Annotated in this window: 16 protein-coding genes and 1 pseudogene; 1 reads left to right on the forward strand and 16 read right to left on the reverse strand. The window is 57.7% G+C overall.

Going from position 1 to position 15,351, the window contains the following annotated elements:
- From ACETWG_00440 to ACETWG_00485, 10 genes and pseudogenes are all read right to left on the reverse strand, one after another.
- Window positions 1–1,130 (reverse strand): FAD-dependent oxidoreductase (locus ACETWG_00440; protein ID MFB0515056.1); only part of this gene is annotated, 1,130 nt, incomplete at its 3' end.
- Window positions 1,131–1,139: 9 nt separating this feature from the next.
- Complete coding sequence (locus ACETWG_00445; protein ID MFB0515057.1) at window positions 1,140–1,556, reverse strand: hypothetical protein; 417 nt, start codon at window positions 1,554–1,556, stop codon at window positions 1,140–1,142.
- The gene (sdhC, locus tag ACETWG_00450) at window positions 1,553–1,900 is read right to left on the reverse strand and encodes a succinate dehydrogenase, cytochrome b556 subunit (GenBank protein MFB0515058.1); all 348 of its coding nucleotides are present in this window, start codon (window positions 1,898–1,900) and stop codon (window positions 1,553–1,555) included. The genes ACETWG_00445 and sdhC overlap by 4 nt, the downstream gene beginning before the upstream one ends.
- A 180-nt stretch (window positions 1,901–2,080) precedes the next feature.
- Window positions 2,081–2,194: pseudogene (locus ACETWG_00455) on the reverse strand (Na+/H+ antiporter NhaC family protein).
- Window positions 2,195–2,299: 105 nt separating this feature from the next.
- The gene (locus ACETWG_00460) at window positions 2,300–2,719 is read right to left on the reverse strand and encodes a HEPN domain-containing protein (protein ID MFB0515059.1); all 420 of its coding nucleotides are present in this window, start codon (window positions 2,717–2,719) and stop codon (window positions 2,300–2,302) included.
- Window positions 2,709–3,044, reverse strand: coding sequence for a nucleotidyltransferase domain-containing protein (locus ACETWG_00465; protein ID MFB0515060.1), 336 nt, complete (start codon window positions 3,042–3,044; stop codon window positions 2,709–2,711). The genes ACETWG_00460 and ACETWG_00465 overlap by 11 nt, the downstream gene beginning before the upstream one ends.
- A 75-nt stretch (window positions 3,045–3,119) precedes the next feature.
- The gene (locus ACETWG_00470; GenBank protein ID MFB0515061.1) at window positions 3,120–4,580 is read right to left on the reverse strand and encodes a Na+/H+ antiporter NhaC family protein; all 1,461 of its coding nucleotides are present in this window, start codon (window positions 4,578–4,580) and stop codon (window positions 3,120–3,122) included.
- Between the two features lie 74 nt (window positions 4,581–4,654).
- Window positions 4,655–4,960: a septation protein SpoVG family protein gene (locus ACETWG_00475; protein MFB0515062.1), complete on the reverse strand. Its 306-nt coding sequence runs from the start codon at window positions 4,958–4,960 to the stop codon at window positions 4,655–4,657.
- Between the two features lie 150 nt (window positions 4,961–5,110).
- Window positions 5,111–5,269: a hypothetical protein gene (locus tag ACETWG_00480; GenBank protein MFB0515063.1), complete on the reverse strand. Its 159-nt coding sequence runs from the start codon at window positions 5,267–5,269 to the stop codon at window positions 5,111–5,113.
- Window positions 5,270–5,408: 139 nt separating this feature from the next.
- Window positions 5,409–6,548, reverse strand: a complete 1,140-nt coding sequence (locus ACETWG_00485) for a saccharopine dehydrogenase family protein (GenBank protein MFB0515064.1) — start codon at window positions 6,546–6,548, stop codon at window positions 5,409–5,411.
- Window positions 6,549–6,763: 215 nt separating this feature from the next.
- On the opposite strand from ACETWG_00485, the gene ppdK reads away from it, so the two are divergent.
- Window positions 6,764–9,475: a pyruvate, phosphate dikinase gene (gene ppdK, locus ACETWG_00490; GenBank protein ID MFB0515065.1), complete on the forward strand. Its 2,712-nt coding sequence runs from the start codon at window positions 6,764–6,766 to the stop codon at window positions 9,473–9,475.
- A gap of 149 nt (window positions 9,476–9,624) precedes the next feature.
- Here the strand turns inward: ppdK and ACETWG_00495 are convergent, their stop codons facing one another.
- Genes ACETWG_00495 through ACETWG_00520 form a run of 6 tightly spaced genes read right to left on the reverse strand, consistent with a single transcriptional unit; the run spans window position 9,625 to window position 15,346 of the window.
- Window positions 9,625–10,542: a FliG C-terminal domain-containing protein gene (locus ACETWG_00495; GenBank protein MFB0515066.1), complete on the reverse strand. Its 918-nt coding sequence runs from the start codon at window positions 10,540–10,542 to the stop codon at window positions 9,625–9,627.
- Between the two features lie 2 nt (window positions 10,543–10,544).
- Complete coding sequence (locus ACETWG_00500) at window positions 10,545–12,242, reverse strand: flagellar M-ring protein FliF C-terminal domain-containing protein (protein MFB0515067.1); 1,698 nt, start codon at window positions 12,240–12,242, stop codon at window positions 10,545–10,547.
- A gap of 18 nt (window positions 12,243–12,260) precedes the next feature.
- The gene (locus ACETWG_00505; protein MFB0515068.1) at window positions 12,261–12,971 is read right to left on the reverse strand and encodes a flagellar motor protein MotB; all 711 of its coding nucleotides are present in this window, start codon (window positions 12,969–12,971) and stop codon (window positions 12,261–12,263) included.
- A gap of 9 nt (window positions 12,972–12,980) precedes the next feature.
- Window positions 12,981–13,787 carry a motility protein A gene (locus ACETWG_00510; GenBank protein ID MFB0515069.1) on the reverse strand — a complete coding sequence of 269 codons (807 nt, stop codon included), beginning with the start codon at window positions 13,785–13,787 and terminating at the stop codon, window positions 12,981–12,983.
- A gap of 9 nt (window positions 13,788–13,796) precedes the next feature.
- Window positions 13,797–15,194 (reverse strand): tetratricopeptide repeat protein, encoded by a 1,398-nt coding sequence (locus tag ACETWG_00515; protein ID MFB0515070.1) that lies wholly within the window; start codon window positions 15,192–15,194, stop codon window positions 13,797–13,799.
- Between the two features lie 8 nt (window positions 15,195–15,202).
- The gene (locus tag ACETWG_00520) at window positions 15,203–15,346 is read right to left on the reverse strand and encodes a tol-pal system YbgF family protein (protein MFB0515071.1); all 144 of its coding nucleotides are present in this window, start codon (window positions 15,344–15,346) and stop codon (window positions 15,203–15,205) included.
- Between the last annotated feature and the right edge of the window lie 5 nt (window positions 15,347–15,351).

The following is a 15,351-nucleotide window of genomic DNA, read 5'->3' on the forward strand; positions in this document are numbered from 1 at the left end:
CACAATACCCGGCCGTCTATATCGGTGGGGATCCCACCCATGGCATAGTGGGTGGTAGGCTGTACCGGGATCGGCTCCTTAATGGGTTCAACCGCCAGGTAGGTTCGAGCGAAATGGGAGATATCAGGCAGCTTGGTATTAATGACTTCAGCGCCCAGGTGCACCAGATCAAGGTAGAGATAATCCGTGGCGGGGTCCCCGGTACCGGCAATACCCCGGCCCTCTTTCATTTCGTTGTACATGGTTCTGGAAACCACATCCCGCGGCGCCAGGTCTTTGACGGTCGGAGCTACCGCGGCCATGAAGCCATCCTTACCGGTACCGATGTTGTCCAGGTCTTCCCGATTGCGCAGGATGCCACCTTCGCCGCGGGCCGCCTCGGATACGAGAATGCCCAGCTTACGCATACCGGTGGGATGGAACTGGACGAACTCCATATCCTCCAGCGGAATGCTCCGGCGGAAACAGATGGCCATCCCATCTCCCGTATAGGTATGCGCGTTGGAGGTGATGGAAAAGATCCGGCCGTAGCCGCCCGTTCCAAAGAAGGTCGTCTTAGACTGGAACACGTGAATTTCGCCAGTAGTCAAGTCATAGGCCACAACACCCACACAGGTGTCCCCATCGATAATCAGATCCAAGACGTAGAACTCATCAAAGAACCGCACCTGGTTTTTCACGCACTGTTCAAAGAGCGTGTGGAGAATCATGTGGCCGGTCCGATCGGCAGCATAGCAGGCCCTTTTGACGGGGGCCTCACCAAAGTTTCGCGTATGACCACCAAAGGGACGCTGAGCGATCTTGCCATCGGGCGTTCGGCTGAAAGGCAGGCCAAAATGCTCCAGCTCCAGGACAGTCTCCACCGCCTCCTCGCACATGATTTCGATAGCATCCTGGTCGCCCAGGTAATCGGAGCCCTTGACGGTATCGAAAAAGTGCCATTCGGGGCTGTCCGGTTCCTCATTACCCAGGGCCGCGCCCATACCACCCTGGGCCGCACCGGTGTGGCTGCGCACCGGGTAGAGCTTGGAGAGAACCGCCACATTGTAATTGTGCTGGCTGAGTTCCAGTGCGCAGCGCAGGCCCGCACCGCCAGCACCTACTACGATCGCATCAAACTTGTGAACCATGGCCGCCCCCTATACCGGCTTGGGAGTGAAACTGACAACCGCTACCACACCAATCACCCACAGGACGAAACCGACTATATAGGTGATCCAGTTGCCAATGGCCCGCCAGCCGTTATGGGTGACCCAATCGTCTATAATGGCCTTGATGCCGTAAAACCCGTGGTAGGTGGCCAGGGAGATAAAGGTGACATCGAATACCTTCCACAGGGGGGTGACAAACACCTTGGCCAGCGAGTAGTACTTCATCAGGTTGGGATCAGCCTTGATTTTCGCCAAATCGGCAGCGCCAAAACCGATAATGTCAAAGCTCCAATTAGCCGGTCCCATGAAGTAGTGATACAGGAAAACATGGGTGCCCAGAAGGAGGAAAATGAGGGCACCCGTAACGCGCTGGAACAACCAGGCTTGTGATCCGCGACTGCTCATAATTCCGCCCTCCACATGATCACGCCGCCGATGATAAACAGCGCTCCCGCCAGAAAAAGGGTGAGGTAGACGGCCAGTTTATGCTTATGCAAGGTCCGGGGGATGAATTCTCCGATGATCAACCGCAGGCCATTGAGCCCATGGAACAGGATAGCCCCCAGCAGCAACACTTCACCGGCCCGGTACAGGGCAGTCTTGTAGACTTCGATGACGGCGTTGAAGGCTTCCGGCCCCTTGGACATCTTGGCCATGCTCCAGATATGAAAGATCAGAAAAGCGACGATGGCTACCCCCGTGACCTTATGCAAGAGCCAGGAGAACATCCCTTCCTTAATCTTATACATCTATCCCTCCTATAGGTAAAGATGCGGGAGAAAAGGTACAGGTACAGCTAAAGAAAGCAGGTTTATTCATTGGTAAGAAGCACCCATAATTTCGGACACGGGGGTCTAAATTACAAGCGCTGGTGTGGCAAAAGACGAGGAGAAAGTCGGCAAGCAACGCTGGTCTTGGTACAATCCAGGCTAGGATACAATCAGGTAGAGAATGGAAGCAATCCCCGCTCCGATCAGGGCGTAGGGTATCTGCGTCCGCACATGGTCCATGTGATCAGAGGCGGAGGCCATGGAGGAGATGATGTGTACCCGGCTGCCTGCCTGCAGGCGTCCAATCGCTGCCTCTGCGACGATCCATGATCAGGGGGGTCCGACCGAGATTAGCAGCCTCTCTTGATGTTTTGTCCGCTAGCCACTTTCTTGCGGCCTTTTACCAATACATTCCTCGGCCCAGCGGAGGACCGTTTCGGCGATAGCTACGGCCCGCTCATATTCCTCCAGGGAAACCGGTGCAACCGGGCCCGGGTAGCGAGTGGCAAACGCAAATCGCGTTAAGCGGCCAGCTTGCTTCACCCGATCTGAAACGGATTCCCCACCGCTCTCAACCAACCTTAGAAGCTCAGCGAGATCATGGATGTAAGGGAAGGGGATATCCCGATGAATCAGTACCGCCTTGACGGCTTTCTCCGCTGCCTGCTGGGCGTCGAAGCAAGGGTCTTCCAGGTAAACCTCCGGTACTACAGCCCCAGCCTTCGCCCGGGCCAGATTGCTCCGAGCCCGGTTTAGCCATTCTCGAGGATCGTCCGGGGGCAGCCGCTCATGCGCCATAGACCACCTTTCCTTCCCGTAAAGCCGGGTAGATGACCGTCGGCCAGCTGTCCCGGTAACGCTCTACATCCTCAGGCGTAACCACGATCACATCTACTGCCTGGCCCACGCCGTAGAGTCCCATGTAGATCTCTTCGGTGAGCCAGCCGGGGTGGAAGTCACCGCTCTTGATCACCAGCAGGTCCACGTCGCTGTTGTGATCCATTTCACCTTTGGCTGCGGAACCGAACAGAATGATCTTGTCAGGCTGCGCCACTTCGACAATTCGCCGGATGATTTCGTCCAGCTTCTCAGAGTCAAGGGCTTTGGTCTGTATAACTGTCATTTTTAAAAGGTACCGCTTTTCAGGTTCTTGTGTCAATGATCCGCCTTTGTTGGTTAACTCAGGTTCCCGCGACCCTTAACCCACCGCCAGGTATAGGATAGTAGTCACCCCCGCTCCGATCAGGGCATAGGGTATCTGTGTCCGCACGTGGTCCATATGGTCAGAGGCGGAGGCCATGGAGGAAATGATGGTGGTATCGGAGATAGGGGAGCAGTGGTCGCCGAAAACGCCCCCGCCCAGGACGGCCGCCAGGTACAGGGGCAGGGAGCCATCCAGGGCCGCCGCCAGAGGTACCGCAATCGGCACCATCAGGGCGAAGGTCCCCCAGGAGGTGCCGGTGGCAAAGGCCATCAGGCAGGCCAGCAGGAACAGGCCGACTACCGCTACCTTGCTCCCGGCCACGCCGCCGATGATATGGGCTACGTAATCGCCCGTGCCCAGCTCCCGCACCGTATTACCCAAAGCGAAGGCCAGAATAAGGAGGGCAACAACCGGGATCATTCCCCCCATGCCCCTGAATGAAAGGTCCAGGTAGGCTTGCCCTGACATCCGTCCCTGCCCGGAATTGCGACCAAATCGGGGGCGGACATTCAGGATACCCAGGACCGCCAGGCTGGCGATCACCGCCCACAAGACCGCCGTGGAGCCGGAGCTGGCCTGGATGATAGTCCACAGACCGCTCCCTTCCGGTGCGCTGGCCCAGCCGGTAATAATGATACCGGCCACAATGGCGATAATCATTGTCAGTACCGGCAGGACCAGATTGATGGGCTGGGGCTTGAGGCCCGTCAGAGTAGCCACTCCCAGAACGTCTTCTCCCACCAGGGGATGGGCACCATCAGCCATGAGTTTGCCCTCATCACGGGCACGTCGCTCGGCTCGCTTCATGGAACCCACCTCCCGGCCCGTCAGAATGGTAAGTAATACCAAAAGAATAGCTGCCATCGGGTAGAAATTCCAGACCAGGCTGGATAGCAGCACCGCTACGGGACTTTCCACCCCCTGCACCGCCAGCAGACCGATGACCATCGCCCCCCAGCCGTTGAAAGGCACCAGCATGCAGATGGGCGCGGAGGTGGAATCACAGATGTAGGCCAGCTTCTCCCGACTTACCCGGTAGCGATCCGTGAGGGGCCGCCCTACCGTACCTGCCACCAGCGCGGTAATGGAGCTCTCAATGGTAATGAGTACGCCCAGGAAAAAGGGCACCAGTTGTGCCTGGCGTCGGTCGGTGACCCAGCGCCGGTCACCTACCCACTGGACGAACCCCTCCACACCGCCGGTAGCGCTCATGAGAGTAAGTACGCTCCCTACCAGCAGGCTGTAGAGGATAATGCGGGTGTTGCTGCTGTCCTCAAAGACCGCCACGATGGCGGTAACAGTTGAGCCGATGGCCACCAGGGGGTTCCAATCATCCAGGACCCACCAGCCCATCCAGACGCCCAGCAGGAGGGCAGGATAGATTTGTTTCTTCCACAGGGCCAGTCCTAGAGCCGCCGCCGGTGGCAGGAGGGAGAGGATGCCGTAGTTTTCCATGCGGGGGAGCTTAGGTGTGGGAGATATCTAACCTGACCGTGGTTATCAGATAACGGGTAACCGGCGAGTAATAGTTAGAAAGGGATGTCGTCATTGCCGAAGGGCGGCGGTTCTTCATACATCGGCGGGCCACCCTGGACGATGTCACTGCCATAAGCCTCCATTGCCAGGCGGGTGATTTCCTCCTTCACTTCCGGTTCGGCGATAACGGTATCATAGTACTGCCCGTCACTGCCTCTCTGGCTGGGCATACCCACGAAGGGACCACTGGAGCCCTCGACAATTTTGAAGCCTTTAACCACCAGCCCTTCGTCGGTGCGAACGTCGAAGAAAGCCCGGATTTTACCCCACTGGCCTTTGTTGATGCGCTCAATCTGCATGTATGACTCCTCAAAATAGTGGGGTGAAGGTAGGGGCTAAAGGCGGGTGGAGGCAATCGGCCAATTGATCCCAACCACAAGCGGGAATAACCGGCCGCACAGCAGCCGTGACCCATGTCAACGCCCTAGTTAGGCTCAAGCGCCAATGAGCTAGTGAATCTTCCTCGCCGCGGGACCCTCCGCAGCGGCCCGCAAGCCGGTGACGGCACCCTCGGTACCAGAGTCAAAGGTAAGGGAGATATTGGCTGCCATGCTCAGGTGGTAGCCGGCGAAGTCGGTTGGAGAAGTAAGTAGGAATGGTATCGCCAACGTCTGCGCTTATCTGACCACCGCCACGGGCCTGCCGCTGAAGGCTAGATGATGATCTTCATCCGCTCCCATACCAGGCGTATCGCGCTGACGATATCCAGATCACTCACCTCTCCCAGCAGCTCCGCCGGGACGATTTTCACAATGAATTTTCCTCTTGAATGGACACTTTCACTCCCATCTCTTCCATATCCTCCAGCATCCGCACCGGGTCCACGGCGTGGGCCATGAAGTGCAGGCCCGGCTTGGCCGCGGACCCGTCTAGATACTGCCTGATGCAGGCCACGGTGGGGGCGGCCGTCAGGAAATAGCCATCTTCATGAGCGAGGCGCACCCGCAGGGTTCTGGCCCCGCCTTCATCCCCTCCACTGGCTTCCAGCTGCAATATGATGCCGTATGGTGGCCGGGAGAACGTCTCCATCCCCCAGAAAAGGAGACGACCTACTGGTCGGAGCGCCGCCCGGGGCCATAGCCGCAGAGCCAGCAGGCCGATCGGAAACAGCACCCAATCCACAAACCAGTTGAAGCCCGAGATGTAAAAGCCAGTGTCACGTAAGGTGGGGATCAACTCCGGAAGGGCGCGCATTTCTTCCAGCAACATGGGTACGGTATAGGCGCGGCCAATAGGCTCGCCGTAATCCATCCTGAGGAAGTCCTTCGTGCGCCACAGATTGGCCTTCCTCCATTGCCCGTTCCTATAGTGCACCAACTGGTAGTCAAGCATTTCGGACACGAACTCCGCAGCGGTGGCTTCACCCACCGAGAACGCGCCCCAATCGACCTTGAGAGCACAGCTTACCACCGCCTTCTCGAGGTTATCAATCTTGGTCGCGGCGTACCGAACCAGAGCCGCCGGCACACCAGGGTGAAAGCCACCGTCGGTGATAAAGCAGCGACCCGCCGCCTCAATCTCTCCCACCATTGACTTGAGGACCTCTACCTTGGCTGTAGAATACTGGATATCCAGATAATCGCTACCCGCCGACAAGGCCGCCGCAGCCACCGTCCGCACATATTGTGATGTACTCGAAGCCACCACCAACAAGTCCACGCCCACCAGGGCTCGATTCAATTCCACCTCATTGGAAGCGTCCACCTGGAGGGCCGATACCCGGATGTCTTCAAACTCAGTATTGAGCTGGGCCGAGGCTTCGACCGCCTTGGACTGGCTCCGTCCGGCCAGTGTCAACCGGGCATCAGTGTATTGGAGGCATAAGCGGGCAATGGCCAGTCCGGCATTGCCATAACCGCCCAGAATCAGAATAGATTTAACCGCCATCGAAGTTCCTTTTTTTATAACAAGTCAAAATCCTCCCCACTACCAGAGCAACCGACACATTGACGCCGGCTTCGCATGGGAGCTGGGATCAAAAAGTAACGGCAGTACTCACCCCCAGGCTAATATTTTATCACCAGTTTACCACTCGCCGCTTTACTGTCCCTATAAACCATCGCTAAGTTTGCAGGCTGTTTTTTTATTCAGGAGAACTAGTTATGAGCAAGTATGTCTATACTTTCGGCGCTGGCAAGGCCGAAGGTGCTGCCGACATGAGGGAACTTCTGGGCGGCAAGGGGGCCAATCTGGCCGAGATGGCCAGCATCGGCCTGCCTGTGCCCGCCGGATTTACCATCTCTACCGAAGTCTGCACCTATTTCAATGCCTATGACCGCAATTATCCAACTTCCCTGCAGGAGGAAGTCAATCAGGCAATTCAGTACACCGAGGAACTCATGGGCCGCCGCTTTGGTGATCCGGATAACCCGCTGCTCGTCTCGGTGCGATCCGGTGCTCGAGCCTCCATGCCCGGCATGATGGAGACGGTACTCAATATCGGGCTGACCTCCAAAACGCTGCCGGGGTTGGCCGCCCGCACCAATAACGAGCGCTCCGCCTGGGACTGCTACCGACGGCTCATCACCATGTACAGCGACGTGGTAATGGAAAAGGCTGCCGGAATCAGCCCCCCAGAAGGGCACGGCATTCGTCAGCAGCTGGACCAGCTGCTGGAAGCTGTGAAAAAGAAACAAAAATACGACTTCGACTATCAACTCACCATTTCCGATCTTAAAGAACTCACCGAGGCCTATAAGGCCAAGATTAAGGAAGTTCTAGGGGAAATCTTCCCCGACGAGCCTGTGGAGCAGCTCTGGGGCGCTATTGGGGCCGTGTTCGCTTCGTGGAACGGCAAGCGGGCCGTATCTTACCGCCGGATCGAGGGCATCCCCCATGACTGGGGCACGGCGGTCAACGTCCAGGCCATGGTATTCGGCAACCTGGGCGAGGACTCCGCTACGGGTGTCGGCTTTACCCGCAACCCGGCCACCGGTGAGGATGCCTTCTTCGGCGAGTGGCTGCCCAACGCCCAGGGCGAGGATGTGGTAGCCGGCATTCGTACGCCTAATCCGCTCAACGAGGCCAGCCGCAACGAGGGCAACACCCTGCCCTCCCTGGAGCATCTCACGCCGCAACTATATAGGGAACTGGCGGACTACCGGGAGACACTGGAAGAACATTATACCGACATGCAGGACCTGGAGTTCACCATCGAGAGTGGGAAGCTCTACATGCTCCAGACCCGGACCGGCAAGCGTAATGGAATGGCCGCTCTGCGTATGGCGGTGGAAATGTTCCAGCAAGGGCTGATCGATAAAACCACCGCCATTCAGCGCGTGAAACCCAGCCAGCTGGATGAGCTGCTGCATCCCATGGTAGATCCAGAGGTGGAGCGCTCCCGGCGGCCGCTGGCCAAGGGCCTGCCGGCCGGCCCCGGCGGCGCCACCGGCAAAATCGTACTCACACCCGACAAGGCGGAAGAAATGGCCGGAGAGGGTGAGAAGGTCATCCTGGTGCGCACCGAAACCAGCCCTGAAGACGTACACGGTATGCATGCCGCCGAGGCGATCCTCACCTCTCGGGGCGGTATGACCAGCCACGCCGCCCTGGTGGCCCGGGGATGGGGCAAATGCTGCATCGTTGGCTGTCAGGCACTGGAAATTGACGCCGACCAGGGAGAGGTTCGGGTTGACAGCACCAGCCTGCACGAGGGGGATGTCATCACCCTGAACGGTACCAAGGGACTGGTCTACGAGGGGGAACTGCCCCTCATCGCCATTGACCCGGCCAAAAACGAGAACCTCAAGACCTTTCTGGAGTGGTGCGATGAGATTCGCACCCTGGGCATCCGGGCCAATGCCGATCGCCCGGAGGACGCCGAGCAGGCGCGGCGTCTGGGGGCCGAAGGCATCGGGCTGGCCCGCACCGAACATATGTTCTTCGAGCCCGAGCGCATCCAGTTCGTGCGCCAGATGATCCTGGCGGACAACGCCGAACAGCGGCGCCAGGCCATCATGCAGCTGCTACCGTTCCAGAAGCAGGACTTCCGCGGCATCTTCCTGGCTATGGAGGGCCTGCCGGTGACCATCCGACTGCTGGACCCACCCCTCCATGAATTCGTCCCCCACGAAAAGATCCACCAGATCAAGCTGGCCGCCGACATGGGACGCACGCCGGAGGAGATCCGTGCCCGTGTTGAGGCACTCGAAGAGTTCAATCCCATGCTGGGGCACCGGGGCTGCCGACTGGGGATCAGCTATCCCGAGATTACCGAAATGCAGGCCCGCGCCATGCTGGAGGCCGCCGCAGAACTGATCCTGGAAGGCAAAGATGCCCGGCCCGAAATCATGGTCCCGCTGGTAGGCCACTTCAAGGAACTGGCGCACCAGCGGGAGATCATCGAGAAGGTCTACGATGAGGTGCGTCAATCCATCGGTGAGATTCCCCACCTATCGATCGGCACCATGATCGAGGTGCCCCGGGGCGCGGTAACTGCCGATGAGATCGCCAAGGTAGCCGATTTCTTCAGCTTCGGCACCAATGATTTGACCCAGATGGGCTGCGGCTTTTCCCGGGATGACTCCGGCTCGTTCCTGCCCCACTACCTGCAGGTGGGTATTTACCCGGAAGATCCCTTCCAGAGCCTTGACCGCACCGGCGTGGGCGAACTGGTACGCATTGCCGTTGAGAAAGGACGGCGAGTAAAGCCGGAACTTAAGCTGGGCGTCTGCGGTGAGCACGGCGGCGACCCGGCCTCGATCCACTTCTTCCACCAGGTAGGCCTGAACTACGTAAGCTGCTCGCCGTTCCGGGTGCCGGTGGCCCGCCTGGCAGCCGCCCAGGCGGCGCTGGAGCACGGAAGTACTGAATAGACCAGGCCAGTTTCGAGCTCCCGTATCAGGAATAGGTGCCGGCCTATCGTGCCCGGGAAGTCTCTCACTTATTAGCGGTCGTTAAAAGCAGGCCGGGAAAATCACCCGGCCCGCTGAATTATAAAAACAGGCGGAAAAAGCGCTGCGCCTTACTCCACCATCTCCCCGCTCAGGATATCAGCCAGGCTGATCTGCCCCTCCGCCTGCAGCTTGCGGACCTGCTCCATGATCTTGCGCCGGGCTTCGGTAACCTCCCGCTTGGAAAGGGGTACCTCCACCGGCTCGTACATGGCCTGCTTCTTCTGAGGCAGTACCTTAAGGGCCCCTTCTACCGTCTCCTCAGCAATTCCCTTGACGGCGCGCGCGAGATCATCCAGCTCCACTACGTTGAGGATATCCCGCAGGATGGTGTCCGGGAGCTGGAAAATATCTTCGAAGGTAAGGTAGTGGCGCTTGACCTCCTTGTAGAGGTCGGGATTGTCCTGGCTGAGCTTCTCCATAAACAGATCGGCCTGATCCAATGACATCTTGCTCAACATGCCGGCCAGCTTCTCGCCGCCGCCACGCTCGAACTCCGACGCCTTAGGCAGGAAGCGCGCCTTGCCCTTCAGGTCACTCGCGATAGTTGCCACCGCCTCAAGATTCATAGCGTCGGAATCGCCCAGCTCCATGAGGGCCTCGATGCGCTGACTGGGATCAAGACGGTTGTAAATCTTCAACTGGCGCTCAGCATCCAGCTGGGCGAGAACAATGCCCTGGATAGCCGGGGGCTCGGCGAGGACCAGATAGGCCACCTGCTCATCCGACAACTTCTCCAGGAAGGCAAACGGTTTGCGCACCTCGCCGGTGGATTCCTTGAACTTCTCGGTCATGAAACTGAAATAGAACTCTTCCAGCACCGCCTTTTTGACCTTAAAGGGCACACTGGTCAGCTCCCGCGCTCGAACCCGGACCCGGCGCATGTCGGTGTCGCTGAGCTCCTTGAAGATAGTCACCGCTAGACCATCGCCCAGCACCTGGAACAGGATCGCGGACTTATCGAGGCCCGATAAACCGGCATATTCCATACTTAGGACTCCTCTTGACCTTCGGCCTCGGCAACCTCCGGTGCCTTAGCTTCAATACTTCCGGCCGCTTCCGGTGCCACCTCCTGCTGGAGCCAGTCACTAAGGATCCGGGTAGCTGATTCCGGACGGCCAACACTCATAGAGACGACCGACTGCCGCATAGACTTGATTTCGGAGCGCAACACCTCGGGATCCTCTTCCACCTGGCTCGGGACCGGTTCCGCTGTCGTGGCAGGGCTCACTTTGGTGGCTTCAGGGATTGTTGCCTCCTCGGCTACCGGCGCAGCCTCCTCTTTCACCGGCGGGGCCGGCGCAACTTTCGCTTTCTCAGGCTTGGCTTCCTCCTCAACAGCTTCCTCCGGCTTGGCCTTCCTTTTAGGCCTCGCTGGTGGAGCAGCACGAGGCACTGGTCGGCGACGGAGATAGGGCGGCGGCACGGGCCCTGGATAGACCATGCCCACAGGTGCCGCCTGAGCACGGCTTCGGGAAGCAACCAAAATCACCGTCACAACAACCAGGACCACTAATAGGATCACACCCAGTAGTAATAGCAGGTTGCTGCCACTCAAGCCAGCAAAACCCTGCGCCGGGGGCGGTTCACGAGCGAAGGCCGCCTCAATCTGGGCCTGGAGACGCTCCTTCTCGGCCGCAAAGGCTACCCGCATGGCAGCCAGGGAATCTTCCAGGGAAGCAGCCTGAAACGATACAATATCCTGTTCATCCTGAGGGAGCCTGCCAGAGACGAGCTCCTTACGCAATTCGTCGATCTGGTTGAGGAGCGCTTCCTGGAGCCTGGCGTTCTGCTCCTCACGCTGCTGCTGCAGGAAAATGAGGTCCTTGGCCCGTTCATTCTGGACCTGGGCCAGGTCCGCCAGCGCCTGTTTGCGTTCTTCCTCGGACCGCTGCAGATACTCCAGCTCCCGCTTACGCAGCTCCTTCATGAGTTCTTCGTTACGGGCCTGAGCCTCCCTGAGCTTTTCCTCTAAGGCTTTGGCCTGTTCGATTTGAATCTGGGTAACAGGTGCTTCAGCGACAGCCATTTCCGGTAAAGGCCGGCGGTCTTTGAACGAGGCGGTGGTAATAGATAGTACATCACCGCGGTCCCGGTCAAAACGGGAGGCAATCAGCGCCACCTGGCGTACGTTTTCAATCGTCTGGGGCGAGACACCATCCTCCAGGATAATATTGACGGCCAGAGACTTGATGTTGGGCAGGCCGCCGGTGGTTTCAGTGGTCGTCCCGGTGATCTCCGCCGCCTCCGCTCCCGGTTCACCTTCTATGAGGGCCTCATCGGCTGCCTCTTCTTCCAGGGGGCGCACCGGTTCACCGATTTCAGTGGTTATATCAGGGAAACCTGGAATGGGAAAAGGATTAACGACCGTTCGCGGGGCACGTTCTGCCTCAGCGCCTGGAGCAGCGCCTTCCGGCTGGGCCGCCTCGCCTTTAATTAAGCGACCGTCAGGGGTGCGATAGACCGTCTCCACCTGCCGGGCCGGGGTAAAGGCCAGCTCAACTTTGACGTCAACGACAAACTGAGACTCGTCCAGGATCTTGGCTATGGCGTTGGTGATCCGCTGCTGGATGGTATTTTCCAGCAGCAGCTTCTGAGACAAGTAGCCCGCTTCCTGGCTTCTAATCAGGGTGGTGCTCCCTGCCAGGATCAACAGGGTGACTGTGAATAATGCGGTGCGCAGACGCATCAGGTGCTCCTATGATTGTTAGCCGACCGAGAGGAAGGTGATTTCCACCCGCCGATTCTGGGCCTGAAGTTCGGGGGTGCTATTGCCTGCCCTCACCATCTCTTCGGTCACGCCATACCGGGTCTGCTGCCAGCTGGTGCCATAGGGGATCCGATCGGCAAAGCCGACAGCGCGGAGTTTGCCCCCCGGTACTCCTTTTTCGATACAGTACCTGACCACCCGTGCCGCCCGGGCTGCTGACAGCTCCCAATTGGTGGGATAGCGAGCAGCAATCTCGCCAATCGTGGGTAGGTTGTCTGTATGTCCTTCCACAGCGATTGGAAACTTGTTGCCTTGGTCCATCATGATCGGAATGACGGCATCCAGGAAGGGGTAAATGGCGGGCTTGAGTTCAGCTTCGCCGATATCAAATGCAAATCGGCTGTCAATGGTGATACTGGTTCCCTTGGGGCTGTGGGTAACCTGAGCAAACTCCTGCATTCGCGTTTGGTCAATAGCCGTAAGCACTTCCTGGCGGATCTGGCTCTGCGTCTTGATGGCCACTCTCGTCTCTTTCGCCTTCCCTGCGAGATTGGCCTCCATCGAGGCGGCCATGTCAGCAATCTTCACCGGGTCCAGCGTCGACATGGAGAACAATAGCACAAAAAAGGTCATCAACAGGGTCATCATGTCGGCAAAAGTCGCAAAGTACTCCGGCAGGCCCTCATCTTCTCTTGGTTTGATTGGCATGATTTAGTTCTAGGCTCCTCCTCCCGGTTCCATCTTCTTCCACTCTCTTGGTGGAATAAACGAATTTATTTTTTCGCGCACGATCAGGGGATGCTTCTTCATCTGGAGCAGGCAGACCCCTTCCGTGATCATATTCTGCATGGCGCTTTTGCTGCTGATCTGGCTGGTTAGTTTTTCAGACATGGGCAAGAAGAACAGGTTGGCCAGCAAAGCCCCATAGAAGGTGGTAATCAAGGCCGTAGCCATGCCGCCCCCGACCTGGGCGGCTACGTCTTCAGTCCCCCCAGCACCCATACCCTTGAGCATATAGACCAAACCTATCAGGGTGCCAATAATCCCAAAAGCGGGAGAAAACTTGCCCATAGCCTTGAATAAACTGGCTTCCGTGCGCTCCCGATCCTCACGATATTCAACCCGGGTTCCCAGGATATCCCGGATCTCCTCCACAGAATAGCCATCCACGACCATCTGTAGTCCATCTTTAAGGAACGGGTTGCCGACCCGAACGAGGGCGTCTTCCAGATCCTTGGGACCCTTCCGCGCGACACCACTCATATCGACAATCTCATCCACCAACGGTCCCAGCTCCAATTTCCCACCTTTGAACACTGCTCGCAAGATTGTGAGCAGGCGCAGAACCTCTTTAAGTGGGAACGCGATGGCCGTAGCCGCCAACGTACCACCCAAGACAATCATGATCGAGCGATAATCCACAAATACATTGGGATTGGTACCCTGTGCGACTCCCTGCATAAAAATGGCACCGCCTACCAGGCCAACGCCGATCAAGACACCAATTATGGTTGCGAAATCCATACGATCCTATCACTGTTGTTTGAGAGATGTAGTCTTCAGGCGATTCTCCTTCAGCGCCCGGAGAATATTACGGACATCGTCGTACTCCGGGTCAATCTTCAGTGCCAGGTTCCAGTTGATCGTGGCACGCTGGACATCGCCCAATTTGAAATATATCGAGCCGCGACGTGCATATGCAATGGCTAGATCAGGATTCAGCTGGATCGCCATCTCGATTTCCTGGAGCGCATCGCGATAGTTTCCCTTCCAGAAATGATTTTGCGAGGCTGAAAGGTGCCGCATGGTATAATTCATATTGGATTTCATCATCTGGATGCGCAGGAACATGCTACGCACCGAATCCGCCAGGAACACGCGTTGCTGCTCAAGCAGGGCTATCTGGCTGTGCAGGTTATCAACCTCGAAGTCGGCCATGCGTAACGAATCGCGGAGAGATGCCAGTAGAAAGTCCGCTGCCTGGAGGGTGGAATCCATCTGGCGCGCCAGGAGCCCTTCTTCCTCTATTTCGGGCGCCACCCGGGGCCCCATAGCAGCTACCTCCTCCACTTCGCGCGCTGCCGGTTTCTTCTCGAGACGAGGCACTGCCAGCTCCAGCCCTACCACCATGGCCGGCGCATCAGGGGTAAGGGCCACACCCTCCTCCTGACCGCCAAAATCCGGCAAGCTTTCAACGTGGACAAAACCGATCTGGAGACGGTAATCGGTGGTGATGGGAATCCGGATACCGACATTCACCCCGCGACCATCAAATTCACCGATCACATCCAGACCACCGCGACTGGCAAACAGGGGTGTCTTTAACAGAAAACCGGCGTAGACGCCCAGTGTTAGCTGGGTGGCAGATTCAGGCTCGGAATCACCGGTTTCAAATCCGCCAGTGGTATCTTCTTCCGCTGCCGTGGCACCCGCCAGGGCTCCCGTGCCGAAGCCCATGTAGGAATTCAATAAATAGCCACCGATGGTCTGCTCGCTGGAAATGACGCCGATAAACGAGAGCAGATCAGGGTCCATACTCAGCCCGCCGTCGGACTGACTGAGAACAATGTCCTGCAAACCGACCGAGAAACTGATATTGCCATAAGCCCATAACCGCTGCTGCAGGTGAAAACCGACCTCAAGAGTGGTATCAAGCGTCGACACAGACGACATACCCAGGCGGAGATTCTTGGAAATCTCGGAATCAAAGTAGACGCCTGAGGCACTATTATAAGGTGACAGGTTCACCACTTCAGACACAAAGCCAGCGCTGAACAGGTAGGGCGAGCGGATAACGGAACTCATCGGAACCCGCATCATGGGACCCGGTCGGCTGTAGGACAGGCGCGAAATTCCCTGCACCGGCTCCCACCCCAGGGCTACCAGGGCGGCAATAATTATTAAAGATTTGACACGTGATACTCGAATCATACGAAAATTTAAAGGTTGTTCAATTCTTTAATGGTTAGCTCGGCCAAGCGATAGTACTCGCTGGACGGATACTGATCGATGATAGCCTGGAAGCGAGCGAGTGCTTCCTGGGGCTTGTTCTGTCGCAAGAATATGAGCCCCTGGAGAATGATTGCAT

This window comes from Candidatus Neomarinimicrobiota bacterium, from assembly GCA_041862535.1.
In the GTDB taxonomy this organism is placed as follows: domain Bacteria; phylum Fidelibacterota; class Marinisomatia; order SCGC-AAA003-L08; family TS1B11.

What these genes read in the sequence shown, in the direction of transcription:
- ACETWG_00445 (MFB0515057.1), bottom strand. Translation starts at nt 1,556, where the DNA reads ATGAGCAGTCGCGGATCACAAGCCTGGTTGTTCCAGCGCGTTACGGGT.
- sdhC (MFB0515058.1), bottom strand. Translation starts at nt 1,900, where the DNA reads ATGTATAAGATTAAGGAAGGGATGTTCTCCTGGCTCTTGCATAAGGTC.
- ACETWG_00460 (MFB0515059.1), bottom strand. Translation starts at nt 2,719, where the DNA reads ATGGCGCATGAGCGGCTGCCCCCGGACGATCCTCGAGAATGGCTAAAC.
- ACETWG_00465 (MFB0515060.1), bottom strand. Translation starts at nt 3,044, where the DNA reads ATGACAGTTATACAGACCAAAGCCCTTGACTCTGAGAAGCTGGACGAA.
- ACETWG_00470 (MFB0515061.1), bottom strand. Translation starts at nt 4,580, where the DNA reads ATGGAAAACTACGGCATCCTCTCCCTCCTGCCACCGGCGGCGGCTCTA.
- ACETWG_00475 (MFB0515062.1), bottom strand. Translation starts at nt 4,960, where the DNA reads ATGCAGATTGAGCGCATCAACAAAGGCCAGTGGGGTAAAATCCGGGCT.
- ACETWG_00485 (MFB0515064.1), bottom strand. Translation starts at nt 6,548, where the DNA reads ATGGCGGTTAAATCTATTCTGATTCTGGGCGGTTATGGCAATGCCGGA.
- ppdK (MFB0515065.1), top strand. Translation starts at nt 6,764, where the DNA reads ATGAGCAAGTATGTCTATACTTTCGGCGCTGGCAAGGCCGAAGGTGCT.
- ACETWG_00495 (MFB0515066.1), bottom strand. Translation starts at nt 10,542, where the DNA reads ATGGAATATGCCGGTTTATCGGGCCTCGATAAGTCCGCGATCCTGTTC.
- ACETWG_00500 (MFB0515067.1), bottom strand. Translation starts at nt 12,242, where the DNA reads ATGCGTCTGCGCACCGCATTATTCACAGTCACCCTGTTGATCCTGGCA.
- ACETWG_00505 (MFB0515068.1), bottom strand. Translation starts at nt 12,971, where the DNA reads ATGCCAATCAAACCAAGAGAAGATGAGGGCCTGCCGGAGTACTTTGCG.
- ACETWG_00510 (MFB0515069.1), bottom strand. Translation starts at nt 13,787, where the DNA reads ATGGATTTCGCAACCATAATTGGTGTCTTGATCGGCGTTGGCCTGGTA.
- ACETWG_00515 (MFB0515070.1), bottom strand. Translation starts at nt 15,194, where the DNA reads ATGATTCGAGTATCACGTGTCAAATCTTTAATAATTATTGCCGCCCTG.